The 25,109-nt window shown below is 60.7% G+C and carries 23 protein-coding genes; 16 read left to right on the top strand and 7 right to left on the bottom strand.

Annotation, left to right across the window (positions count from 1 at the left end):
- Positions 1-55 precede the first annotated feature (55 nt).
- A complete protein-coding gene (locus BN1724_RS04475) occupies positions 56-1,204 on the bottom strand; it encodes an ABC transporter ATP-binding protein (protein WP_058235757.1) in 1,149 nt (382 codons plus the stop codon).
- Positions 1,205-1,393: 189 nt separating this feature from the next.
- Here BN1724_RS04475 and BN1724_RS04470 point away from each other — a divergent pair, with 189 nt between their 5' ends.
- Together BN1724_RS04470 and BN1724_RS04465 are read left to right on the top strand one after the other, a co-directional pair.
- The gene (locus BN1724_RS04470) at positions 1,394-2,068 is read left to right on the top strand and encodes a peptide deformylase (protein ID WP_058234399.1); all 675 of its coding nucleotides are present in this window, start codon (positions 1,394-1,396) and stop codon (positions 2,066-2,068) included.
- 120 nt (positions 2,069-2,188) lie between these two features.
- Positions 2,189-2,968 carry a hypothetical protein gene (locus tag BN1724_RS04465; protein WP_058235756.1) on the top strand — a complete coding sequence of 260 codons (780 nt, stop codon included), beginning with the start codon at positions 2,189-2,191 and terminating at the stop codon, positions 2,966-2,968.
- Between the two features lie 240 nt (positions 2,969-3,208).
- Here BN1724_RS04465 and BN1724_RS04460 read toward each other — a convergent pair whose 3' ends face one another.
- On the bottom strand, positions 3,209-3,721 hold the full coding sequence (locus tag BN1724_RS04460; RefSeq protein ID WP_058234398.1) for an inorganic diphosphatase: 513 nt from the start codon (positions 3,719-3,721) through the stop codon (positions 3,209-3,211).
- A gap of 491 nt (positions 3,722-4,212) precedes the next feature.
- Here BN1724_RS04460 and dacB point away from each other — a divergent pair, with 491 nt between their 5' ends.
- The 14 genes from dacB (at position 4,213) to BN1724_RS04390 (ending at position 19,085) form a co-directional block, all read left to right on the top strand.
- The gene (dacB, locus tag BN1724_RS04455; RefSeq protein WP_058234397.1) at positions 4,213-5,640 is read left to right on the top strand and encodes a D-alanyl-D-alanine carboxypeptidase/D-alanyl-D-alanine endopeptidase; all 1,428 of its coding nucleotides are present in this window, start codon (positions 4,213-4,215) and stop codon (positions 5,638-5,640) included.
- On the top strand, positions 5,637-6,731 hold the full coding sequence (gene tilS / locus BN1724_RS04450; protein ID WP_058234396.1) for a tRNA lysidine(34) synthetase TilS: 1,095 nt from the start codon (positions 5,637-5,639) through the stop codon (positions 6,729-6,731). The genes dacB and tilS overlap by 4 nt, the downstream gene beginning before the upstream one ends.
- Before the next feature lie 77 nt (positions 6,732-6,808).
- Positions 6,809-7,363 (top strand): hypoxanthine phosphoribosyltransferase, encoded by a 555-nt coding sequence (gene hpt / locus BN1724_RS04445; RefSeq protein WP_157085759.1) that lies wholly within the window; start codon positions 6,809-6,811, stop codon positions 7,361-7,363.
- Positions 7,364-7,464: 101 nt separating this feature from the next.
- Positions 7,465-9,561, top strand: a complete 2,097-nt coding sequence (gene ftsH / locus BN1724_RS04440) for an ATP-dependent zinc metalloprotease FtsH (protein WP_084252752.1) — start codon at positions 7,465-7,467, stop codon at positions 9,559-9,561.
- 107 nt (positions 9,562-9,668) lie between these two features.
- A complete protein-coding gene (gene folE / locus BN1724_RS04435) occupies positions 9,669-10,235 on the top strand; it encodes a GTP cyclohydrolase I FolE (RefSeq protein WP_058235755.1) in 567 nt (188 codons plus the stop codon).
- A complete protein-coding gene (gene folP, locus BN1724_RS04430) occupies positions 10,232-11,167 on the top strand; it encodes a dihydropteroate synthase (protein WP_231928150.1) in 936 nt (311 codons plus the stop codon). The genes folE and folP overlap by 4 nt, the downstream gene beginning before the upstream one ends.
- A 29-nt stretch (positions 11,168-11,196) precedes the next feature.
- The gene (gene folK, locus BN1724_RS04425; RefSeq protein WP_058235753.1) at positions 11,197-12,090 is read left to right on the top strand and encodes a 2-amino-4-hydroxy-6-hydroxymethyldihydropteridine diphosphokinase; all 894 of its coding nucleotides are present in this window, start codon (positions 11,197-11,199) and stop codon (positions 12,088-12,090) included.
- The gene (locus tag BN1724_RS04420; protein ID WP_058234394.1) at positions 12,087-12,587 is read left to right on the top strand and encodes a DUF3180 domain-containing protein; all 501 of its coding nucleotides are present in this window, start codon (positions 12,087-12,089) and stop codon (positions 12,585-12,587) included. The genes folK and BN1724_RS04420 overlap by 4 nt, the downstream gene beginning before the upstream one ends.
- 84 nt (positions 12,588-12,671) lie before the next feature.
- Entirely contained in the window at positions 12,672-13,163 is a 492-nt protein-coding gene (locus BN1724_RS04415; RefSeq protein ID WP_058234393.1) for a PH domain-containing protein, read from the top strand.
- On the top strand, positions 13,160-15,025 hold the full coding sequence (locus BN1724_RS04410) for a PH domain-containing protein (protein ID WP_058234392.1): 1,866 nt from the start codon (positions 13,160-13,162) through the stop codon (positions 15,023-15,025). The genes BN1724_RS04415 and BN1724_RS04410 overlap by 4 nt, the downstream gene beginning before the upstream one ends.
- A gap of 133 nt (positions 15,026-15,158) precedes the next feature.
- A complete protein-coding gene (locus BN1724_RS04405; RefSeq protein ID WP_084252751.1) occupies positions 15,159-16,175 on the top strand; it encodes a Rossmann-like and DUF2520 domain-containing protein in 1,017 nt (338 codons plus the stop codon).
- A 153-nt stretch (positions 16,176-16,328) separates the two neighbouring features.
- The gene (panC, locus tag BN1724_RS04400; protein WP_058234391.1) at positions 16,329-17,174 is read left to right on the top strand and encodes a pantoate--beta-alanine ligase; all 846 of its coding nucleotides are present in this window, start codon (positions 16,329-16,331) and stop codon (positions 17,172-17,174) included.
- A 103-nt stretch (positions 17,175-17,277) separates the two neighbouring features.
- Positions 17,278-18,837 (top strand): lysine--tRNA ligase, encoded by a 1,560-nt coding sequence (gene lysS, locus BN1724_RS04395; RefSeq protein ID WP_058234390.1) that lies wholly within the window; start codon positions 17,278-17,280, stop codon positions 18,835-18,837.
- Positions 18,838-18,854: 17 nt separating this feature from the next.
- Positions 18,855-19,085 carry a hypothetical protein gene (locus BN1724_RS04390; RefSeq protein WP_058234389.1) on the top strand — a complete coding sequence of 77 codons (231 nt, stop codon included), beginning with the start codon at positions 18,855-18,857 and terminating at the stop codon, positions 19,083-19,085.
- Positions 19,086-19,264: 179 nt separating this feature from the next.
- On the opposite strand, the gene BN1724_RS04385 is transcribed toward BN1724_RS04390, so the two are convergent.
- The 5 genes from BN1724_RS04385 to BN1724_RS04365 all read right to left on the bottom strand — a co-directional run bounded on the left by BN1724_RS04385 (position 19,265) and on the right by BN1724_RS04365 (position 25,008).
- Positions 19,265-20,236 (bottom strand): aldose 1-epimerase family protein, encoded by a 972-nt coding sequence (locus tag BN1724_RS04385; protein ID WP_058234388.1) that lies wholly within the window; start codon positions 20,234-20,236, stop codon positions 19,265-19,267.
- Positions 20,233-20,985 carry a LutC/YkgG family protein gene (locus tag BN1724_RS04380; RefSeq protein ID WP_058234387.1) on the bottom strand — a complete coding sequence of 251 codons (753 nt, stop codon included), beginning with the start codon at positions 20,983-20,985 and terminating at the stop codon, positions 20,233-20,235. Before BN1724_RS04380 ends, BN1724_RS04385 begins: the two co-directional genes overlap by 4 nt.
- Complete coding sequence (locus tag BN1724_RS04375) at positions 20,982-22,520, bottom strand: LutB/LldF family L-lactate oxidation iron-sulfur protein (RefSeq protein ID WP_058234386.1); 1,539 nt, start codon at positions 22,518-22,520, stop codon at positions 20,982-20,984. The genes BN1724_RS04380 and BN1724_RS04375 overlap by 4 nt, the downstream gene beginning before the upstream one ends.
- Positions 22,517-23,302, bottom strand: a complete 786-nt coding sequence (locus BN1724_RS04370; protein WP_058234385.1) for a (Fe-S)-binding protein — start codon at positions 23,300-23,302, stop codon at positions 22,517-22,519. The genes BN1724_RS04375 and BN1724_RS04370 overlap by 4 nt, the downstream gene beginning before the upstream one ends.
- Before the next feature lie 215 nt (positions 23,303-23,517).
- Positions 23,518-25,008 (bottom strand): malate:quinone oxidoreductase, encoded by a 1,491-nt coding sequence (locus BN1724_RS04365; protein WP_058234384.1) that lies wholly within the window; start codon positions 25,006-25,008, stop codon positions 23,518-23,520.
- Between the last annotated feature and the right edge of the window lie 101 nt (positions 25,009-25,109).

Raw genomic sequence — 25,109 nt, 5'->3', positions numbered from 1 at the left:
ACACCGTGCCGAGTGACACAGAGGTCGCCAAGCGGCACGGTGGCGGCGGAATCGATCAAGCCTGCGGGGTTTCCGTGGCAGCGTGGCGACCGGTCTGAACCTCGACGCGATCAGGGGTGCTGTCGCCGAGACGGTCTCCGCTCTTGATGTCGAACAGGTGAACGTGGCCCTGCTTGGGGCGGAAGTGCACGGTCTCGCCCTTCATCGGAGGACGGCGGCCATCGACACGCGCGATAATCGGCTTGGTGGTATCGGACTGGCCCGCCAGGCGTCCATACACGTAGGCGTCTGCGCCGAGCTCTTCGACCACGTCAACTTCCACGGCGATGCCCTGGCCATCTGCGGTGAGTTCGAGGTCCTCGGGACGCACGCCAACCGTGACAGCGGACTCATTGGTGTCGGACAGAGTGCTGCGATCAACCGGAAGAACTGCGCCGCCGAACTGCACACCGGACTGGCCGAGGGGCTGTTCGATCAGGTTCATAGCGGGCGAGCCAATAAAGCCTGCGACGAACACATTGTTCGGGTGGTCGTACATGCGGCGAGGGGTATCGACCTGCTGCAAAACGCCATCCTTCAGAACGGCTACGCGGTCACCCATGGTCATGGCCTCGGTCTGGTCGTGGGTGACGTACACGGTGGTGACGCCGAGACGACGCTGCAGGGACGCAATCTGGGTACGGGTGGATACACGCAGTTTGGCGTCGAGGTTCGACAGCGGCTCATCCATCAGGAACACCTGGGGAGAACGCACGATGGCACGACCCATGGCCACACGCTGGCGCTGACCACCGGACAGCGCCTTCGGCTTGCGGTCGAGGTATTCGCTGAGGTCGAGGATCTTCGCTGCTTCTTCGACGCGCTTGCGAATCTCAGCCTTGTTGACGCCTGCAATCTTCAGGGCGAAGCCCATGTTGTCCGCAACGGTCATGTGTGGGTACAGAGCGTAGTTCTGGAACACCATGGCAATGTCACGGTCTTTCGGCGGAACGTCGGTGACATCCCGGTCGCCGATCAGGATTCGGCCCGCGTCAATTTCTTCCAGACCGGCGAGCATGCGCAGTGAGGTTGACTTACCGCAGCCGGAGGGGCCCACGAGAACCAGGAATTCCCCGTCGGCGATTTCGATGTTGAGGCTATCTACCGCGGGGCGTTCGGTGCCGGGGTAGATGCGACTGGCGTTGTCGAAAGTTACTGTTGCCATGATGGCGTACTGTCCCTTCACCGGCAGGTACGTGCCGGACGATCCGTTGTGAAGTGTCAGTCCGTAGCGAACTGTTTGATGTGCCGGATGTCGTACCTATGAGGTGCGCAGGTCCCGAAGGGATACGCAGCGATCTTGTCGCCAACGCCACCGGCTATACCACTATACCCGCGATGCGGAAGGAAGAATGTGAAACTCGTCGCCCTTGTGGAGAGAATTCTCGCACGTCGGTCCGGAAGCGATGACCCTCTTCCCATCGTCCAGACTGGACATCCCGCTCTTCGTCGGCGAGCTCAAACCTGGAATGGGCAGCTCCCTGCGGCCCTGCTCGACGAACTCATCGACGCCATGGTGATCACCATGCGTGACGCGCCCGGGGTAGGACTTGCCGCGCCACAGGTCGGGATTCCACTGCGCCTGGCGGTGCTAGAAGACACGTTCGAGCCCGAAGCCGACGACAACCTCCTGCGTCGTACTCCACTTGACCTCCAGGTTGTCCTCAACCCTGAGTACCGAGCTCGAGGCACCCGCTGCGCCTACGCCTGGGAAGGCTGCCTATCGGTTGCAGGGTTTTCGAGCATCGTTCCCCGCGCCGTCCAGATCGATTGGACTGCGCTGCATTGGAACAGTGCGCAGGCAACGGCAACTCCCGCCAGCGGAACCTGGGAAGGCTGGCCCGCCAGAATCTTCCAGCACGAAACCGACCACCTTGCGGGCGCACTGTGCCACGACTTAGCCGTCCCGCGCTCGACGATCATGAACCGGTATGTGCATCGCTACCGCGACCTCAGCCAGGCGGTGCGGCAACTCGGCCTGTACGGCGACATCACCCGCCTGGAACCGGGCCAGGTAGAGCTCGGGTAATGTCGCCGGTGACGCCCGCTACAGTGGCAGGTGAGGACGAGACCATTGACGGTTCCTCGTCGTCCCGGCGATATCGTCGAGACCGTAGGTGACCGATACCAAGCCGATGAGGAGAACTCTGTGAACGCACGGACTGCAGACGAAGGGAACGGCAGCGTGGTGGAGAGCGCACAAACTCCCGAGGGTATAACTGATGGACACCTCACGATCGTCGATCGGGCACTACAGGTGCAAGCACCGCTGGCCCGCGCCTATGTGCGCCGCCTGAGAGCAAAGAACCCGGGGAAGTCAGAAGAGGAACTGCTGCGCAATATTGAACGCAAGTTCCGCGGAATGCTCACCGCCACCGGCGCTGGCATCGGTGGGGCTGCGGCTCTTCCCGGAGTGGGAACGGTGGCCGCAGTGGCGATGACAGTGGGTGAGGGTGCGGCATTTGCTGAAGCCTGTGCTTTCCTTACGCTGGCTGCCGCTGAACTGCACGGGGTCGATATGCGTGATCCCGCAAAACGACGCACCGTAGCCCTGGCAATCCTGGGCGGCGAAAAAGGCGCGGAGATCATCACAAAAGCCTTGGGTAAACAAGGCGTGCAGTGGAACAGCCTGCTCGCTGGCACTGTTCCAGACTTCGTGATGACCGCGGTAAATAAGCAGGTCAAGAAATGGATTAAGCGTCGGGTTGCAGCCCGCATGGGTGGCGTCTGGGCCGGCAGAATGATTCCATTTGGGATCGGTGCCGTAATTGGTGGCGCGGGTAACTTCATGATCGCTAAATCCGTGATCGATGCTGAGCGCGAGGTATTTGGCCACGTCGTGAAGACCATTGAAGGAGAGGTCGTCTCCAATGGAAATGCTGTGGAGGGATCGGCAGGGCATGGCTCGCAGACGAATCACCCGAGCTGAGGTCTGAGCTGGAAGCAGCTGACATACGGGTCTGCGCCCGTACAAAGAGGCTATGTGGTGGACATGATGAACTATCTCAGAGGCAAAATGAGCTATTGGCTAGGAATGTGATCGCTCTCGTAGCGCAACCTGCCACGCATAGCAATCGCGCATAGCAATGAGGGCCCTTCCCGGGATTCGGGAAGGGCCCTCAAGTATGTACAGTGTGGCGATTGTCCACGTCCGCTTTGGGATCGAGGATTAGACGTCCTGGGTGAACTCGTTCTCGTGTTCAGTTCCCTTCGCCCGAGCGTAGGAGCGGCGAATTTCCGCCTCCGCATCGGCCCGGCCTTCCCAGTGCGCGCCTTCAACGCTCTTTCCGGGCTCTAGGTCCTTGTACACCTCGAAGAAGTGCTGAATTTCGAGCCGGTGAAACTCGGAGACATCGGTGAGTTCTTGCCTGCGTACCTGGCGCTTATCGCCGACCGGTACCGCGATGATCTTGTCGTCGCCGCCGGATTCATCGCGCATTCGGAACATGCCCAGAGCTCGGCAGCGGACGAGGCAGCCCGGGAAGGTGGGTTCCTCAAGCAGGACTAGGCAATCCAGTGGGTCGCCGTCTTCACCAAGTGTCCCCTCAATGAACCCGTAATCGTCGGGATAGCGGGTTGCTGTAAATAGCATTCGATCCAGTCGAATCCGACCGTTGTGGTGGTCCACCTCATACTTGTTGCGATTACCCTTGGGGATCTCGATCGTGACGTCGAATTCCACTGATTTGACTCCGTTGCCCTCATGCTGCCGCGCAGCTTACTTGCCGACCGCGCCGCTACGTGTTGGTAGGGCGCACGAAAGTTCTCTGACTCCATCATCATGACATATGCAGCGCTCAGCCGCCGGAGGACCTGCATATGTGAGGTGAAAAACGGGTCAGCACGGTTCATGAAGACGCTGGTGAGGGGGAGGCGGTTGGGTCGTGTGTCGTACCGGTGACCTATCGTGTGGGGGTGTCAATGCACGGCTGAGAGCGGAGTGCTCAGGGTTAGGTAACAGCGGCCACTGAGGATGGCCATAAAGGATAGGCGCTGAGGATGGGGTCTGAAGGCGGGGTAAGAGATGGCAGTGATGATGGGTGAGAAGGACGCTGATTCAGAATATGTGCGTGATGGACTGGCTGAGGCTTGAGGCGAGCTGAATCTGCTGTGCGGTAGTAGCCGTGCGGCACACACAGGGAAAACGAATTGACGTGAAAGGACGATGCTGACGTGCGAGGCAAGGATCGCGCTTTGAGAGCTGTGGCGGTGAGCTTGTGTGCAGCAATGCCCATCGGCTTTTATGCGTTTGGTGATGCGGTCGATGCCTTCCCCGGATTTTTAACGCTTAAACCCACACAGTCCGAGGTCAATCGGCGGCCGCCCGCTGTGGGGGAGGACTACGCCACGAGCGCGCCGGTGCCCTTCATTCAGCCCGCGCCCACTGATCTACCCGCCGTGGATTCACACTCTCTCGCCGACAGGCTGAGCCGTCCGGCTGACGGCAGAGTGGTCAAGGGGAACGTAGCCTTCGCGGTTCTCGACGCCCGCAGCGGCAAGCCACTGGCAACCCGTGACGATCGCACCGCGCGAACGCCGGCTTCAACCCTCAAGCTGCTGACCGCAGTGTCGCTATTGCGCACCTGGTCCTCCAGTGACACCCTCACGACCAGCGCCGTTGTGAAGGATGGAACGATCACACTGGTCGGAGGTGGGGATATGCTGCTCACCGCCGGACCACCGCAACCGGGAGCTGTCGGTCATGCATCGTTGGCGACGCTGGCCGATCAGACAGCTGATATCGTCCGCGCTCAAGGCCTTGGCGCCATGTCGCTTCGCCTAGATGACACCTTCTTCCAAGGCTCAGCGCGCACTCCCGGATGGGCGGGAAACACCCCAGAACGCGGCTGGGTAGCGCCGATCATGGCGCTGGGGATTAACGGCGGTAACCTCACCACACAGGAGTACGGCCCCAAATCCATGGACCCCGCCATGGATGCAGCGAAAACCTTTGCGACGTTGCTGCGTGCGCGCGGCATCACCCTCGGTCAAGCAATCCCGCGAGCAAAGGCCCCAAACGGCGGACAGAGAACCGAGATACATTCAGCTCCGCTATCAGAAATTGTCCGTCACACGTTGCTGACCTCGGATAACACCATTGCTGAGGTGATGGGCCGCCTTGTCGCGCTGAAAACCGGCCATCCCGTGACCTATCAAGGGGCAATCGACGCGGTCACCGCTGAAGTGCGTGCGCTCGCCCGCGACAACAACCTGCCGGCGGACGGCCTGACATTGGTGGATACCTGCGGTCTCGGAGTCGATAACCGGGTGGCTCCCGCACTGCTTGCAGGGTTAATGGCCGACATTGTCAACGGAAAAGATCACAGACTCATCCCCATGCTCAATGACCTCCCCATTGCTGGGCTTTCCGGGACCTTAGAGGACCGATTCCACGAGCCGGCAGCCCAAGGGGCCGATGGTCTGATCCGTGGGAAAACCGGATATTTGGGCGGGGCTACCACTCTGGCGGGATACACCATGACGGCCTCCGGACGGATGGTGGCCTTCTCCATTGCCGTGTACGGGTTCGATGGACGCGACGGCATTGAAGCTAAGAAGGTTGCGGACGCGATGGCAGCAGAACTCACGGGAACGCTGTGAACGCCGGACCGCCGCGGGTTATTGCCCGGGCCCGTTTAGCGGTGAGAGCTGCCCTCACTCACCGCCTATCTGAGCTCGCTGATCGCACCGATCCCACCGGACTTGCACCCCGGGTTCTCGTCGGGGTCAGCGGGGGAGCCGATTCTCTAGCGCTAGCAGCCGTCACCGCCTGGGTCGCGCATCGGATGGATCTGAGCTGTGAGGCCATTATCATCGACCACGGGTTGCAGGAGGGATCTGCTTCAGTAGCGGCACGCGCAGAGGAAAATTGCTACCGCCTCGGGGTCGATGCGGTTCATCTGAGAAGCGTGGCTGTATCAACCCATGATCCCGGCGGGGTGGAACAAGCCGCCCGTCAGGCGCGGCACGAAGCGTTTAACCGAACTGTCGACGAGCGGGACGCCCTCGCTCTGCTCCTCGCCCACACCGCAGATGACCAGGCAGAACAAGTTTTACTGGCACTTGCCAGGGGATCGGGAGGCTTAGCGCTCGCGGGAATTCCCCGCACCCGAGGGGTTCTCTTAAGGCCCTTTCTTGGAACCGGATGTGACGAACACACGGCCCTCACCCGCGCGGATACCGAAGAAATCTGTCGCCTGCACGATGTGCAGTGGTGGGACGACCCAATGAATGCAGACCCTGCCTATCTGCGCGCTCGCGTGCGGCACCTGGTGATGCCGGTTTTACATGAACAGCTCGGCCCACACGTCAGCGCCAACTTACGCCGCAGCGCTGACCTGCTGCGTGAAGACTCCAACTTCCTAGAAGACTCGGCTGCGCAGCTGCTGGAAGCCGCCACCGCATCACCTAGCCCCCCAACCACACCTGATCACGACCGTGTGGACCGCGGCATTCTCTACCTGGACGCACATACTCTGATGGCCGCCCCAGTGCCGCTCAGACGCCGAGTCTTACGCGACGCCTCACGGCAAGCGGCAGCTTCCCACCCCGGTAAAACCCTTGGCCGCTCGCACATTTTGGCTATTGACGCACTTCTCACCACCTGGCGAGGGCAGGGACCAGTTCCCCTTCCCGGTAAGATCGAGGTGCTGCGGTGCGGTGACCGTCTTGTCTGGCGGCGCACACCGTGACCAGTTCTCACCCGGGACGACCGCATTTGGCCTCGCACCGGTCACGTAATCCCCATGACACACAAAGGACTATGAGCGTGGACAGTTCCACTCCGCATCCCGATGTCGCGCGAATTCTGCTCGATGAGAGCGCTATTCAGTCCCGGCTTGCCGAGCTCGGCGAGCGGATCGCCGCGGATTACCGCGATAACCCCCCCATCTTGGTCGGTGTTCTCAAAGGGGCCGTGATGGTGATGGCCGACCTGTCCCGGGCAATCGACCTCGATTGTGAAATGGATTGGATGGCCGTGTCCTCCTACGGGTCGGGCACCAAATCCAGCGGCGTCGTTCGCATCCTGAAAGACCTATCCACAGACATCAGTAACCGCGATGTGCTGATCGTCGAAGACATCATCGATTCGGGTCTGACACTGTCGTGGCTGTTGTCCAACCTCCAGTCGCGTGAGCCTAAGAGCGTCGAAATCTGTACCCTGCTGCGCAAGCCCGAGGCGGCCAAGGTTGACATCGACGTGAAGTACGTCGGATTCGACATCCCCAACGAGTTTGTCATCGGATACGGCCTGGACTACGCGGAGAAATATCGCTCCTTGCCGTACGTCGGTATCCTCGATCCCTCGGTGTACAGCTCCTAATCCGTTCGCTGGCAGCGATGACAAAGGCGCGACACAGAAAAGCCAGGTAGGTTCGCTTCTACTTGGTACCCGACCTCAAGAGCCGAAGGCCCCCGAACCTTATGAAGAAAAAGAAGTCTTTCCTCACCGGGCCCCTGGTGTGGATCATCGGACTGCTCGTGATATTCCTGATCGGCGCGAGCCTGTTCGGGGGCAGTGGTTTCCAGGAGATCGACACCAAACAGGGTCTTGAACTGCTCAAGGGCAACACGGTTGAGCAGGCCAAGATCATCGACGGCAACCAGCAGCGCGTCGATCTGGTCCTGAACAAGGACTACATGTCCGGCGGGGACAACAAAGGTAAAAAGGTTCAGTTCTCCTACGTGACACCGCGCGGCCCCGCCGTGGTCAAAGCGGTCGACGACGCGAAACTACCCAAGGGCTACACGGACGAGCTGTCCGTCCCCTCCTGGTGGTCATCCCTGCTCGCAACATTTTTGCCGCTGCTGATCCTGATCGGTCTGTTCTGGTTCTTGATGATGGGCCTACAGGGCGGTGGCCGAGCCATGCAGTTCGGCAAGTCCAAAGCGAAGCTCTTCAGCAAAGAAGCCCCGAAAGTCACCTTCAAAGACGTCGCCGGGGCTGATGAAGCCGTCGAAGAACTCGGAGAAATCAAGGAATTCCTGGTAAACGCCGATCGCTTCAAAGCGGTTGGGGCCAAGATCCCCAAAGGTGTTCTTCTATACGGCCCGCCCGGAACCGGTAAGACCTTGCTTGCGCGGGCCGTGGCCGGCGAGGCCAACGTGCCGTTCTACTCTATTTCCGGCTCCGACTTCGTCGAAATGTTCGTCGGCGTGGGTGCCTCGCGTGTGCGCGATCTGTTCAACACGGCCAAAGAGAACGCCCCGGCAATCATCTTCATTGATGAAATCGATGCCGTCGGACGCCATCGTGGCGCAGGAATGGGCGGCGGTCACGACGAACGCGAGCAGACGCTTAACCAGATGCTCGTCGAGATGGACGGGTTTGAAGAACACCAGAACGTCATCATGATCGCGGCCACCAACCGCCCCGACATCTTGGATCCAGCTCTTCTGCGCCCGGGCCGGTTCGACCGTCAGATCTCGGTGGACGCCCCCGATCTCAAGGGACGACTGAAGATCCTCCAGGTGCACGCGCAGGGCAAACCACTGGCCCCTGATGTAGACCTCGAAAATATTGCTCGGCGCAGTATTGGGATGTCCGGTGCGGACCTCGCCAATGTTCTCAACGAGGCAGCCCTGCTCACCGCCCGATCAGGCAACCAGATCATTGATAACCGTGCCCTGGACGAAGCGATCGACCGCGTCTCAATGGGCCCGCAGAAGTACTCCAAAGTGATGAGCGAACGAGACCGCCAGATGACTGCGTACCACGAAGGTGGACACGCGATTGTGGCGGCGGCCCTACCGAACTCGGCACCGGTTACCAAGGTAACGATTTTGCCGCGCGGGCGCGCTGGCGGGTACACCATGGTGGTGCCGACCACCGACCGCAACTATCAGTCGCGCAACGAACTGCTGGATCGCCTCGCCTATGCGATGGGCGGTTATGCGGTAGAGGAAGGCATCTTCCACGACGTCACCACCGGGCCGAGCTCAGATCTGCAAAACGCCACCAAGATTGCGCGGACCATGGTCACCCAGCTCGGTATGAGCGATCGGGTCGGACAAATTGCCCTCAGCTCGGGCCAGGACGAAGTCTTCGTGGGAATGCAGTCCGGCCAGGGCCAGCAATACTCGGATGAGACTGCTCGGCTCGTCGACGAAGAGGTCCGTCGTCTATTGGACAATGCACTCGATGAAGCCTGGGCCGTTATCAGGGACAACCGGGCCGTCCTGGATCGTTTGGTGCTGGAACTCTTAGATAAGGAAACCCTCGGCGAAAAAGAGCTCGCCGATATTTTCAAGGACATTAAGAAGCGCGCACCCCGCGAAATCTGGCAGTCCTCCTCCGACCGGCCAGTTTTCCACGAACCGCTGGTCGGAACCACGCATGAACAAACCGGAACCGAGATGGGTGACGCCGGAGATCCCCTGACCCCGACGCCCCCGGAGCTTCCACAGCCCGGCGGTGACGGTCCCTCCATCCCCGGCGCCCGTGACACCTCATCGCGCGAGGCGAGCGACCCCGGATCAGCGACCGACGCTCAAACACCGGGTCCTCAGAACGGGGAGTAGGCGTGAGCAGCGATCCGAGCACAGATACGCACGATAGATCCCCCGCAACGGTCGAGGGTCAGTCCTTTGCACCAGGTGCGGGAGACGACGGTGATGCTGATCAGAGGGTGGCCGTTGACCAGGAACGCATTCAGGCAGCCGTCCGGGAAATTCTGATCGCGGTTGGTGAAGACCCAGATCGCGACGGTTTGCGGGAAACCCCGGCCCGGGTCGCTCGGATGTACACCGAGGTCTTTGGCGGCCTAGCAGAAGATCCGCACGATCACCTGGCGAAAACATTCGACATTGCCCACCAGGAACTCGTGCTGGTTCGAGACATCACGGTGTTCTCCATGTGCGAGCATCACCTGCTGCCGTTTCACGGGCGAGCTCATGTGGGCTACATTCCCGGTGGCGCAGGCCGGGTCGCGGGATTGTCCAAACTTGCTCGGGTCGTGCGCGGATATGCTCGACGCCCCCAGGTCCAGGAGCGACTCACCTCGCAGATCGCCGACGCCATGACCCATGCGCTCGGTGCCGCCGGCGTGATCGTAGTAGTCGAAGCCGAACATATGTGTATGTCGATGCGTGGTGTGCAAAACCCAGGCGCGAATACTGTGACATCCGCTGTCCGAGGACAATTGCGGGACCCTGCGACCCGAGCAGAGGCTATGAGCCTCATCCTCCGCCGATGATACGCAAGCTGGTGGGCCACACCGCGCGTGAAGAGTTGCAACAGCAGGCTGCGGATTTACCTGTAATGCGTCGGAGGCCAAAAGGTCCTCGTGGGCTGCCGGAAGCTCTCACCCACCCGGAGAAAACCCTGGTGATGGGGGTGCTGAACATAACCCCCGACTCTTTCTCCGACGGCGGGCGGTACCTTAACCACGAGATCGCTCTGTCTCGCGCGCGTGAACTGCTAGAAGAAGGCGCAGACATTATTGATGTCGGCGGTGAATCAACGCGACCAGGTGCAGCCCGAGTCGATCCGGACGAAGAACGCCGACGTGTTCTGCCGGTGGTGAAGGCACTGGCAGCGGACGGCGTTGTGGTCAGCATTGACACCATGCGCGCAGACATCGCTGAGGACGCTGTAGGGGCCGGAGCGCTCATCGTCAATGACGTGTCCGGCGGCCGAGCTGATCCTCAGATGGGCCGCACCGTAGCCACCTGCCGCACGAGCCTCGGTGAACCACCGGTCTACGTGGCGATGCATTGGCGCGGACATAGCGACGTCATGACCTCACTCACCGAGTATCAGGATGTGGCTGCCGATGTTGCCCAGGAACTGAGTGAAAGTCTGAATATTCTGCGCGATAGCGGGGTCGATACGGAGTACGTGGTCACTGATCCAGGTCTGGGCTTCGCCAAAACCACAGAGCAAACCTGGGATGTCCTCGCCAGACTCGACCATCTTGAAGCACTAGGTCTTCCCATTTTGATCGGTGCCTCTCGCAAACGGTTTTTGGCGCAGCTGGACGTCGATCGAGATGCGGCGACCGCAGCGGTCACGACGCTGGTTGCATCCCGGCCGGTCTGGGCGGTGCGCGTTCACGAAGTTCCCAGCTCTGTTGCAGCGGTAGCCGTTGCCACTAGGCTGAAGGCATCGGGATACCACATATCCTGACGGCGACGGGTAGGCATATGAAAGACCTGATGACAGACCGGATTGAGTTGCTCGGTGTCCGTGCTTTTGGGTACCACGGTGTGCTGGTAGACGAAAAACGGGACGGCCAGGAATTCGTGGTCGATGTGGTAATGGACGTCGATATCCGGGCTGCCGCGCGCAGAGATGATCTGACGGCGACCGTTAATTACGCTGATGTCGCTCAGACTGTGCACGATGTGGTCAGCGATGGCAGCGTGGACTTGATTGAGACTCTCGCCGACCGGATAGCGGACGCGGTACTTGTCGGGCGCCCGCGGATTAGGTGCGTTGAGGTGGCAGTGCATAAACCGCATGCCCCGATCCCAGTGCCGTTTGCCGACGTGGTCGTCAGGCATCGCAAACAGGCTCCGCCGGTTTCTGCGGTGCTGGCACTCGGGTCAAATCTCGGGGATCGGCGCGCACATCTACACCATGCGGTGCAGCTTCTGGATGATGCGCCGGGGGTCAGGGTCACCGGAGTCTCGCCCGTGTTTGAAACGGACCCGGTTGGCGGTGTGGACCAAGACGACTTCCTTAACGCCGTGGTCGCCATTGAGACGGAGCTCGGACCGGATGCTGTGCTGGACCTCGCCCACGCCGTGGAACAAGATGCGCGCAGAGAACGGTTGGTGCGGTGGGGCCCGCGCACCTTGGACGTAGATGTCATTGTGTGGGGCGATCTGATCACCGATGATCCGGTGCTCACCCTGCCGCACCCGCGCGCCCACGAACGAGCCTTTGTGCTGTCTCCGTGGCTGGCGTTAAACCCCGAGGCGGTTGTGCCCGGAGCTTTCGGCGGCGCTGTGGCAGACCTGGTGAAGCGTGCCTGTGACCGGGACGGGGTGCGGCCCGCCGGTACGCTCAACTGGCCCGGTGCCGCCGCAGAGGGACGGTCCCAATGAAACCCACCTCGATTCCTATGCTGGTGCTGCTGGCATTCCTCGCCGCAGTATTCGGTAACACTGTCAGTGGGCTTTTTGCGAGCTTCGGACAGGCGGTGCCTGCGCCGGGATGGATGACGACGGTCATTTTCCTGGTCGTCGCCGTGCTGTTGTTTATCGTCGGGCTGCCGATGCGGCGTTACATGCAGGAATGCGAAGAACGTAAACAGCATCCGACCTCCCAACCGCGCAAGCACAACCTCGACCTCATCACTGCGTGGCGCACCGTGGTGTTCGCTCAGGCCGCTGCATATACGGGAGTTCTCGTTGGCGGATTTTTTATCGGGGAAGCGGTGTACTTCGCGATGCGCTCAGGGATGCCGCCCGCGCTCTGGCCGTGCCTCGGTGCAGGTGTTGCGGGCCTCGTCCTTGCGACCGTAGGCGTGATTGTTGAGCGTTGGGGAAAGCTCCCACCGCAGGATGGACCGGAAGGGCAGCAGCACACGGCGGAAGCTTAAGCTCGCTGATCGCCGACGTTAGTCGAAGTCTTCTATCGCTAATAGGTGTTCTCGTCTGTCGGTGGGCTCTGACATCATGAAGTCATGCGACGTCCTGATATTGCTCCCGGCGAGCTCACCCCGGTGTCACCACGTCTGATTCCGGCTCGGTATATCGGTAACTTGCCGTGGTGGGGGTTCTTTATCGTGGGTTCAGGGGTTCTGATTTTCTTCGGGGTGCGCCAAAACTGGTGGTGGATGCACCTGATTGCGGCGATACTTTTGCTTCTGATTATTCAGTCGGTGATCTTTGTGGCCAGGCGTGTGCGGGCGCTCGGTTATGCCACCCGTGAGGATGATCTGGTCACGGCCAGCGGCATCTTGTTTCGCTCGGTTGAAATCATTCCGTACGGCCGAATCCAGACGGTAACCGTCAGTGAAGGCCCCATTGAACGTCGATTCGGTTTAGCGACGGTCGCTTTGACCACGGCCTCCTCGGATTCATCCGCCTCTTTGTCAGGGCTGCCTAAAGCTGAGGCGGAGCGCGTGCGTGATCTGCTCACCTCTCGCGGGGTCAGCGCAATGGCCTCGCTATGAGCAGCAACGCGAATGACACGTCGGTCGACTCTGCTATCGGGCAGCGTCTGCACCCGTTGACGATTGCAGCGGCAGGGTGGCGGCTTCTGGCCGTGTTCTGGGCTGTGGCGGCATATCAGGGCATCACAAAGCTGATTTCAGAGTTTTCGGTGCAGCGCCTGCTGTGGATTCTGGGCGTATTCGCCATCGGGTTGATCCTGGCATCTGGATGGTCTGCTTTGACATGGTGGCGCACCCGGTACGTCATTGACCAGGCGGGGGTACGCATACATTCAGGGATGCTGGTCAGATCCACACAATCAGCGCCGCGCGAAAAAATTGAAGCCGTGGATGTAGAACGGCCCGCTGTGGCAAGGGTCCTCGGGCTGGCTGCGGTCACGATTGAGGTTGCGGGTGGAATCGATTCCAAACTCAAACTCGCCTATGTGAAGGGCTCTGATGCCGATCGCATCCGGCGCCAGATTATGCAGATCGCCCGCGGAGACACCAATGCTTCGGTAAGCGTCGACAATGCTCAACACGAGGCTCTCGCTAACGGCGATGGTGGGAAAACGGTTGCCACCTATGGAGAACAACCGGCAGGGCTCACCGGTGAGCCCACCCATGCGGAACCAGGCCTTGGCCCGGTGGCGCCAGAAGGCGCGTCGGCAGCAGCGCCGAGTCTGGGTTATGCCGACGAGTCTGAGAGCGTGGATGTTGCGAAAGCCGGGGGCAAAGGCCGTCTGTATTCGTTGCTGCACGATGGAGTGACCGAAGGTCAGCTGATCGCGGATATTCCCTCGAAGCGCATTCTGCATTCCATCATGCGCGATATCAGTTTGGTCATCGGAGTAGTGGTGACGGTGGCCGTTGCAGCAGCATTCGGGGTGCACGATGTGTTGTCGGACGGTTTGAGCTGGTGGTCCATTCCGGTGATCCTAGGTGTGCTGTATGCCGGGCCGAGCATGCTGTTTTTGCGTGTGGAATCAGGGTGGGGCTTTATCGCTCGGGCCAGCGCACACGGCATCCGAATTCGCCGCGGCCTATTCTCTACCCATAACAACAACATCATCCCCGAACGGGTTCAGGCGCTTCAGATCACCCAGCCATTTTTCTGGCGGGGGCCAGACTGGTACCGGGTCAAAGCATCCATTGCTGGCTACGGAATCGATACGTCTGAGCGCACCGTGGTACTGCCCGTGGGAACTCGCGAGGAAATGCTCACCATGGTCAAATACCTCATGTGCCCGTTGGTGCCAGTATCCAATGATGCAGATGAGCCCGTTGATGCAGACGACTCCAATGGTGCAGATGAGCCCAGTGATGTAGACGACTCCAATGATGCAGATGAGCCCAGTGATGTAGACGAGTCCAATGATGCAGATAATCCCAACGATTCAGATAAGACCCATCTGAGTGCGGCACACCAGAGCGATGAGTACTTGGTGCGGCACCTCCGCGAGGACGCTCGCGATGTTTGCCAGGTAATGCCCCCGCGCATTGAACGGTTTTTCTCGCCGTGGGGATGGCGGCGCCATGGAATCTCCATGACGGACTCTGTGCTTGTCATACGGTCTGGAGTGTGGCACCGCAGAGTGACGATTGTGCCCCGTGACCGGCCTCAAGGTATCCAGCTCATACAAGGGCCAATAGCTCACCGGATCGGGGTCGTGGATTTGCACGTGAATATCGCGGGATCGGGGATCATCGTCGTCAGTGAAGCACTTCCGTGTCAAGGTGTTGAACCCATCGTGGCTCAGCTCGCCGCCTCGGCTCGGCACGGACGACGCTACGGTGATCAAAAGTCTTGGCAGCAGCCCGCTATAGCCCTGCCCACAGACCACGTGTCTGAGGAAGGTCCAGCGGCCCAGGCCGACGGCTAGCTTTCAAGGTCACACCTAAATACCGGCGTCAGAGGACCTCAGGAAAGTGCTCGCAGGCTGAGGCGGCTAGATTAGAACGGTGTCCACCCCCGAGCCTCAACAGCCGAGCCAGATATCGGATCCACGTGCCCCGATGACGTACGAATCCACCGACTTGAACCACCCCCAGAACTCAACCGGGGCCCGCCCCGGTGCTGCCAGGATGGGGATCGGGGTGATTGGGGCTGGACGCGTCGGCGCCGTGCTGGGCTCTGCGCTTCGCGCCCAGGGACATGCGATCACCGGGGCATACGCCGTATCGGATGCTAGCCGTGAACGGGCCGAACTCTTACTACCTAATGTGCCCATCCTCGGTGTTCCCGCCATCGTTGAACGCAGCGAGGTGGTTCTGCTCGCGGTGCCCGATGACCAGCTCGCCGACCTCGCGCAAGGCATAGCAGCAGCCGGACTCGTCCCCGGCGGACAGATCGTGGTGCATACCAGTGGGCGCTACGGTATCGATGTCCTTGCTCCAATTGAACGCGCGGGGGCAGCGGTGCTCGCAGTGCATCCGGCCATGACATTTACCGGGACCAGCATTGACCTGCCCCGCTTACAGGGCTGTCCTATGGCCGTGACCGCGAGGACCGCTTTCCTGCCGATTGCCCAGGCGCTCGCTCTGGAAATCGGCGGCAATCCGATGCCCATCGCTGAAGCAGACCGCCCCCTCTACCATGCCGCGCTTGGACACGGGGCGAACCACCTCACCGTCCTCGTCGCCCAGGCCCGCGCCATGCTGCAGAGACTCGGCGTGGAAGATGCCGGAGCGATGCTCGCCCCCCTGATGCACGCTGCGCTCGACGAGGCGTTAAGCCGTGGTTTTGATGCGTTAACCGGTCCCATATCTCGCGGAGATGCGGGCACTGTCGCAGCACACCGCATTGCACTAGCCGAACTCGCAGCACAGAACCCGGCAGAACCCGGCAGCACCGACGATCCTCAAGCCATCGCCGAGACCTATCTCGCCATGGCCCGTGCCGCAGCGGATGCTGCCCGTGCACATGGTCGAATCGGACCGCAAGCACACGCCGCAATCATCGAGACGCTTACGGGTAGCCCACACGAGAGTGCGGTCACCGAGCGACCTCCCGGCGGTGTCGAGGACAGATGATGCGATGCCCCAACGCGAGAGAACACATGAAGTGTGAACCCATACGCATAGACGTACAACCTGTGAACCCGCACCGCATAAACGGTCACCTCGTGAACCCGCACCGTGTAAACGGGTACTGTGCCACCCCAAACTTTAAGGAGGAAACCCTTTATGATCTGCGTGAACACGTGTAAGGATGTGCGCCTCGCTCGGCGGAAACTGACCGGTGCGCTGGCCTTCGTCCCGACCATGGGGGCCTTACATGACGGACACTTGAGCTTAGTGCGGCGCGCCCGGGAGATCGCCGACCACGTGGCGGTGTCGATCTTTGTAAACCCGTTGCAATTTGGGCCCGGCGAGGATTACGAGCGATATCCGCGCGATCTCGACGCCGATCTGGCGATGCTCCGTGAAGCCGGCGGGGTCGATCTAGTTTTTAGCCCCACGGTCGATGAGATGTACCCGCAGTTACCGCCTATGGTCAGCGTCACCACGGGAGACATGGGCACCGTGTGGGAGGGGGAGAAGAGGCCGGGCCATTTCGATGGGGTGGCAACAGTGGTCACCAAACTCTTTACTCTGGTGGCTCCCGATATTGCGGTGTTCGGGCAAAAAGATGCGCAGCAACTCGCCATTATTCGACGAATGGTTGCTGACCTTAATCTTCCGGTCGAGATCGAAGCGGCTCCCATTCAACGCGATGTTGACGGTCTCGCCCTGTCGAGCAGAAATGCTTATCTGTCCCCACAAGAACGCGAGCGCGCGCTGGTGCTACCTGCTTTGATTGAGGTGGTCGAGCAGGCCGGACCGTCACTCGGGGGTGTGCGTCGCGCCGTTGAGGACCACGTACGTCGCAGCGCTGACCAGGTGGATTGGGATTACGCCGCGGCGCTGGATCCGCTAACGATGCGGGAGGCGGGGCGAGATGATCGCGGCGAGATCCTGGTGATGATCGCGGCCAGGGTGGGGTCCACGCGTCTGCTTGACAACACCGTGGTGAGGATCGACCGCGCGTAGGTGTGGGTGTATGAAAAGTCGCTAGATTGCCGTTCTTGTGGCTGATCACAATCACGATCACTCAATGCAGCCGCGGCCCGGTACGAATGAGAGAATCGTAGGCATGAACGAAACCGTAAACCGCCACGCCCTAGATGTTGACAACACTGCGGACCAGATAGCAGTGCGTAAGGCTAAGCGTGCGCGGCTGCTTGAACGCGGTGAACAGGCGTATCCCGTATCGCTTCCGATCACGTCCAGCATCGCCGAGGTCCGTGAAAAGTACGGTGATCTTGATGCTGCCACAGAAACCGATCATGAGGTGGGCATAGCGGGCCGAGTCGTTTTCCAGCGCAATACCGGAAAATTGTGCTTCGCGACCATTCAGGACGGAGCCGGGGTCCGGTTGCAGGTGATGCTGAGTCTCGCAGTGATCGGCCAAGAACAGCTCGCTGATTACAAAGCTGATGTAGACCTCGGTGACCACGTGTTTTTCCACGGTCGGGTAGGAACGTCGAAGCGGGGTGAGCTGAGCGTTTTTGCTGACTCGTGGCAGATGGCGGCCAAAGCGATACGTCCGCTGCCAGTTTTGCATGCGGAACTCAGCGAAGAGGCGCGGGTCCGGCAGCGGTATGTCGATCTCATTGTGCGGCCTCAGGCCAGGGATACACTGCGCCTGCGGTCAACGGTGGTCAAGAGCTTGCGTGATTCTCTGGATGACCGCGGATTCATCGAAGTCGAAACACCGATGCTTCAGACCATCCCCTCCGGAGCTGCTGCCCGCCCGTTCAAAACGCATATGAATGCGTTTGATCTCGATCTTTTCCTGCGGATTGCCCCCGAACTGTTTTTGAAGCGGGCGGCTGTAGGCGGTGTGGAGCGAGTCTTTGAGATTAACCGGAATTTCCGCAACGAGGGCGCGGACTCCACGCATTCCCCCGAGTTTGCAATGCTTGAGGCCTACCAGGCGTACGGCGACTACAACTCGATTGCTCGGCTGACCCAAGACATCATCCAGGAAGCGGCTCAGCGCGCCACCGGCGGGCAGGTGGTGACGCTTGCCGATGGCAGCGAATATGACCTCGGCGGGGAATGGGCGCAGTTGTCGATGTATGAGTCGCTGTCGGAATCACTGGGTGAGGACATCACCCCCGACACCTCGGTGGAGCGTTTGCGCCAGATCGCACACGGATTGGATCTGGATTTAGATCATCCGAAGTACGGTCACGGCAAACTGGTTGAGGAACTGTTTGAGCATCGGCTCGGGGAGCAACTGTGGGCGCCGACCTTCGTGCGCGATTTCCCGGTTGAAACCTCACCTTTGGTGCGTGCACACCGCAGCAAGCCCGGCGTGGTGGAAAAGTGGGATTTGTATGTGCGTGGATTTGAACTCGCGACGGGTTACTCCGAGCTGGTGGACCCTGTCGTTCAGCGTGAACGTTTTGAGATGCAGGCCCGTCTCGCCGCGCAGGGTGACGATGAAGCTATGAAACTGGACGAAGATTTCCTGACCGCCATGGAATTTGCGATGCCGCCCAGCGGCGGTATGGGAATGGGTCTGGACCGGCTGCTCATGGCATTGACTGGTCTCGGTATCCGCGAGACGATTCTTTTCCCACTGGTGAAGCCCACGGCCGGGATGTCGGAGCACGATGAGACGGCGCAGGATCCGCACGAGGCGTGAGCTGAGGAGAAAGCACTATGAACATCTGGTATGAACTAGGGGCGTTGGTTCCCTCCATCGGGGTGGGCCTGCTGTTTTGGTTTGTGATTCGGGCTTTGCTGCGGGCTGATCGCCGTCAGCGTGAAGCTGAGCGTGCGATTGAGGCCGAGTATGCGCTGGCTGCGAGGGCCGAGACACCTACCGTGCCCAGTACGAACCAGATGCCTTCCCAGAGTGGTCAGCACCTGGATAAGGCGGCAGACAGCTAGACCTTGGTGAGCAACACAGTGGCCCGCTCCTGGTGTTAGGAGCGGGCCACTGTTGTGCATCCTGCGCAGATTAAACCATATGGCAAGTCAAACCGCGTGGCAGCTCAAACCGGACGGCAGATTAAAGCGAATGGCAGGTCAAACCGACCGTCCGGTCAGATTGGATGCAGTCTTAGCGCTTAAAGCGCCTTAATTGTCCACGACACCTCATGACTCTGGCCGGGTGAGAGTCGCACCAGATCTGTTCCAGAGTTGAAAGCATCCGGTGGGCAGGTCATCGGTTCGACAGCGAGTCCCTTGCGGTTCCACTCTGGTTCCGGGCGGTCTGCGGTATGGATTTGTACCCAGGGCAGTTTGCGGTCGAAGGCGATTTCAACGCCGGTTCCTAGACGGCTAGTCAGGCGCACGCGGGCGATCCCATCGCCGTCGCGCACCAGGTCGGTCAGGGCATGGTCTAAGAACATGTCCCCGATGACCTTGCCGTCTTTGAAATCGAAGCGGGTTCCCGGGTCCACCGAGAGCATGCCGGTGGGAAGCAGCCGGTCTTCTCGCACTTCCAGCACCCGATGCGCACCAAACTGCAGGGTCCATTCTTCGAGTTTGTCCTCGCCTGCCACCAGGTACGGGTGGGGGCAGCAGCCATACGGGGCTGCTGGTGTTCCACGCTGGGACAGATTCTCAGCGTGGACCGTGGTGCGTAGGCCGCTGAGTGGGTGCAACTCGTAAGTCACGGTGATCGCGAGGGTGAACGGGTAGCTCGGGGTGGCGTACAACATGGTGCGCAGCTGCGCGCTGGCCACCCCATCCGCTGACGGCAACGGTTCGAGTGCCAGCAGTTCGTACGACTGGAACGAGACCAGTCCGTGCAGAGCATTGCTGCGCGCAGGCTCTGTCAACGGCAGCTGGTAGGTCGTGCCCTCAACTGTGTAGCGGCCATCGCCGACCCGGTTGGGCCAGGGAGCGATAATCGCGCCCCGATGATGCATCATCGGCTGGTTACGCGGACCCTCGTGCACGAGCGGGCGCCCATCGTAAGTCAGTGACGCGAGGGTCGCCCCCACTTCGGTGATCAGGGCCCGGTATGGCCCTGCTTCCAACAGGTATTCTGCGCCGCGCGGGCCAGGCCGGCGGGATGAGTTTGCGGTGCTCATGCCCGGGCCTCATCGGTGTTCGCAGCCACTGTTTCGGCGGCAGGGGTTTCGATGATCACCACGTCTAAGCGGCGCGGGCCGTGCACGCCTTCGACCCTGTTCAACTCGATATCGCTGGTTGCGCTCGGTCCGGAAATCCAGGTCCACGGAACGGTGGGGGTGGCATTCATCCGTTCGATCGCTTTGGGGACTCCCAGAACAATCTGATCGGCCTCAACCACCACAATGTGATGGTCAGGGACCAAACTCAGGGCACGCCGACCGCTCAATTCGGAACCGTCGAGCACGATGGTTCCGGTCAGGGCGATGGCGGTGTGGCAGCCGGTGAGCACCACGTCGGTGGCGTCCAGTTCACGTGCGGTCAGTGCGTGACCGTCTGAACTGTCCTCACGTAGACGCTCCGAGGGAATCTCTGCCAGCCACTGTTCGGGAACACCGGTGGGACGCAGAACCGTGCGAGCATCGCCAATCAGCTCAGCAATAATCTGCGCAACCTCATCGGGTGCGCAGCGCCGAACTCCGGCTTTGTAGTCGATCAGGCGGTCCACGAGCACGTCGCGGATTTTGGCTGGGTTCGTGTCGGTCTCTTGCGGATGGTCAGCTCGGTAGTATTCGCGGGGGACATCCGCTTCGGTGCTGGGCACCCGATTCGGATCGGCAGCCAGGGCTGTGCGGATACGACCGAGTATTTCTTCTTTGGCGCTGAGACCCGGGGTTCTGGTAGGTCGTGTCTCGGTCCAGTTGCTCATTGCTGAGAACCCTTCTGCTGGGTCTTCTTTTGCTGCTTTTCTCGCGCTGACCACCATGATCTAAAGGACTCGCGCGGCATGGGAAGGTCGCGGTGGTCGGTCCATCCCGAGATCACCGGTAAATGCGGCAGCTTACCGACATTCGCGCGGCGGGTAATTTTGCCTGCGAGGCCGGAGCTGCGCACGGCAGTGTCATACAGGTGAGGCGAGCTCATTAGTTTGCCCACGCTCTTCATCGCCACGTCCCAGGTGCCGTGGAACATGCCGCGAGTTTCGCGTCGCTGATCGACTTCCTTCGACCGCAAATGAATCAGGATCGAGGGGATATTGATCTTTACAGGGCAGACGTCGTAGCACGCACCGCACAGGCTGGATGCGTAGGGCAGGGAGGCGTTCGGATTGTTTTTGCCTTCCATACCGGTCAGCTGAGGCGACAAAATGGCGCCGATCGGGCCGGGGTAGGTGGAACCGTAGGCGTGTCCACCCGCGCGTTCGTACACCGGGCACACGTTCAGGCAAGCTGAGCAGCGGATGCAGTGCAGTGCACTGCGCCCCTCGGGGTCCGACAGCACAGAGGTGCGGCCGTTATCCAGCAGGACCAGGTGGAATTCCTGGGGGCCGTCGCCGTCGGTGGTGCCGGTGAACAAGGACGTGTAGGGGTTCATACGCTCGCCGGTGGAGGAGCGGGGAAGGAGCTGTAAGAACACCTCGAAGTCCTGGAACCTGGGCAGGATCTTCTCAATACCCATGACGCTGATCAAGGTTTTGGGAAGGGTGAGGCACATGCGGCCATTGCCTTCGGACTCCACGATGGCGATGGTGCCGGTTTCAGCGATGGCGAAGTTCGCACCAGAGATCGCTACCCCGTTTTCGAGGTCGAGGAACTTCTCCCGCAGGAATCGTCGGGCAGCCCCGGCTAGTTCGGCGGGGTCATCGGTGATGTCGGGTGACAGGCCAGGCATCGCGCGCAGGAAAATTTCCCGGATTTCGGTCCGGTTGCGGTGAATGGCGGGAACCAGAATGTGGCTGGGGGTGTCGCCTGCCAGCTGCACGATCAACTCCGCGAGGTCGGATTCAACCGCGTGGATGCCCGCATTTTCAAGAGTTTCATTCAGGCTGATTTCCTGCGTCGCCATGGACTTAATCTTCAAGACCTCGCGGGCCCCGCGCTCCAGCGCCAGTCGGGTGACGATCTCGCCAGCTTCGTCCGCGTCACGTGCCCAGTGCACAGTTCCGCCCGCGGCAGTGACAGAAGCTTCTAGCTGTTCGAGCATCGCCGGAAGGTTGTCGGTCACCTGCCATTTGATGCCGCTTCCGGCGGCGCGTAACTGCTGCCAGTCCCGCATTTCACGCACCACGGCGGCGCGTTTGGCGCGAATGGTGGTGGTGGCATGACGCAGATTTTTGCGCAGGGTTTCATTGCGTAGTTCGTGGTGCGCGGCGGCCGGGAAGGATTCGGTTCCCCAGAGGCGGGAGGTTCCCGGGCTGGCATGCTGAGGGCGAACCTTCGGCATTGGCAGATCGACGGCGGTCACGATGCCCTCCCAAGAATGGTGGCGGACGGTTCAAAGGGCGCTTCCTTGGTGGACGCCAGGATCTGCGCGAGATGGATCGGGCGAGGGCGGTCACCGCGCCGGGACAGCTTTCCCCCAATGTTCATCAGGCAGGATGCATCACCCGCGGTGACGAATTCGGCGCCGGATTTGACGACGTTTTTGGCTTTATCGGTGACCATGGCGTCGGAGGTGTCATGGTTTTTCACGGAGAAGGTTCCGCCGAAGCCGCAGCAGGTGTCGGATTCGGGGAGGTTAACGATTTCGATTCCCTCGACGGCTCGCAGCAAACGCAGCGGGCGTGGGCCGACTTTGAGCACGCGCATGGAGTGGCAGGTCGGATGATAGGTCACCTTGTGTGGGAAGTATGCGCCGACGTCGGTCACTTTGAGTACGTCAATCAGAAGTTCTGAGAGTTCGTAGGTTTTTGCCGAGACAGCTGCGGCACGGCGTTCTAGCTCTGGATCGTTTTCGTGTCGTGCGACGATCGGGTGTTGGTCGCGCACGCATCCCGTGCAGGAGCCCGACGGCATCACAATGGCGTCGACTGAGTCCAGATGACGTTCAAAAACGTCGACGAATTGCCGCACCACAGGCGCAGCCTCGTGGTAATAACCGGTGTTGGTATGCATCTGACCGCAGCATGTCTGTGCCGGGTCGAAGACAACTTCGTGACCGAGACGTTCAAGCAATATAACGGTGGAACGGGCGACATCCGGCGCCATGACATCCGCCAGGCACGTCGCCATGAGCGAGATCTTCATGAGTCTCCTTCACGAGGGCTCATCGGGCACGAAGACGTCGTGCGCGTTGCCCGACTGGGCATTTTCGTATTGTCCGTCGATGTGACGGGGTTTTGTTGTCATCGGGTGAGGGGTGGCAAATGTGCCTCCCCCGATGAATGCGGTGCTCGAAATATCTAGGGCAACCGCAGGTCGTGATGGTGCGCCGCATATGTGTGATGGCGCAACCTAGCTCTTTAATCCGAGATCAGTCCGAGTGCCTCCGCAGTGCGACTAAGGCTGCGCCGGGCGGCTGCAGCATCCGAGGACAACGTCGTCCCGTAGGAGGGAACGAGCCGGGTGATACCGGGTCTCCAGGCGTCTATCCGCTCGGGGAAGACGGTCTTTAATAGGTTCAGCATGATGGTGGTCGAGGTTGAGGCGCCAGGTGAAGCGCCCAGCATGCCACCGATTGAGCGGTCACCTGCGGTGATGAGCTGGGTTCCGAATTGGAGCACTCCCTTGCGGGTTTTGTCGGGCGCGATTACTTGGACCCGCTGGCCTGCGATCACAAGTTCCCAGTCCTCGGCGCGGGCGCTGGGCATGTAGGTGCGCAGCGCGTCCATACGGTCGCGCATGGAGTTGGTGAGTTCTCCTACGAGGTAGCGGACGAGGTCGAGATTGTCGCGCGCAACGGCTAAGTTCGGCAGGATGTTTCCGGGGCGGACCGACCGGATGAGGTCGGTCATGGATCCGGTTTTGAGGAACTTTGGTGAGAATCCGGCGTAGGGGCCGAACATGAGGGCGCGCTCGCCGTCGATTACCCGGGTGTCGAGGTGGGGAACGCTCATGGGGGGTGCGCCGACAGAGGCTTTTCCGTACACCTTGGCATGGTGACGTTGGATGATGTCGGGGTTGGTGCAGCGCAGCCATTGCCCGGAAATGGGGAAGCCGCCAAAGCCGCGGATTTCAGCGATGCCGGCGTGCTGGAGGAGGGGAAGAGCAGCGCCGCCAGCGCCGACGAAGACGAAGGGGGCGCGTAGGATGCGCACGGCGCCGGAGTCGGTGGCCCTGACCATGACGCCCCAGTCGCGGCCCAGTCTGCGTATGGAGATGACTTCCGCACCGGTTGACACGGTGGTGTTCACGGTGGCGGCGTGGTTGAACAGTGCGCGGGTGAGGGCTCCGAAATCGACGTCTGTTCCCTGGGGTGCGAAGGTGGCCGCAACGTTTTCAGTGACCGGACGGCCCGCGGTAATCAGCGGTGCCCATTGCTCAATGCGGGCGTGGTCGGTGGTGAACTCCATGCCCTCGAATAGGGGGCTGCGAACTAGTGCTTCGTGGCGGCGCCGCAGATATTCGATGTTGTCGGCGCCGTGGACGAAACTCATATGCGGTACCGGGCGGATGAATTCTTCCGGGCTTGCGATCAGGTCGTTTTCGACGAGGTATGCCCAGAACTGGCGCGATATCTGGAACTGTTCGTTGATGGAGATGGCTTTGGCGGGGTCGACGCTGCCGTCGATGTCTTGGGGGGTGTAGTTCAGCTCGCACAGAGCTGAATGGCCGGTGCCGGCGTTGTTCCAGCCTGCGGAGCTTTCCAGCCCAACTCCGTCCAGGCGTTCGCAGACTTCAAGGTGCCAGGTGGGTTCGAGGATCGACAGGAGTGAGGCGAGTGTTGCGCTGGCGATGCCCCCACCGATCAGTACGGCGTCGGCCTTAATGACCTCTACGCGGTGATCGCTCATCCGTTCGGCTCCTTCCGATGTCTACCCGGTAATTCTAATCGCCTTTAGCTGACAGAGTGTTCGGAAGATCTCGGGTAGTCGTTATACGTGTGCTGTGAGCT

It is taken from the genome of Devriesea agamarum, from assembly GCF_900070355.1.
Classification (GTDB): Bacteria; Actinomycetota; Actinomycetes; order Actinomycetales; family Dermabacteraceae; genus Devriesea; species Devriesea agamarum.
Note: the sequence above shows the minus strand (reverse complement) of the source record. Positions and strands in the feature narration are given on the sequence as shown.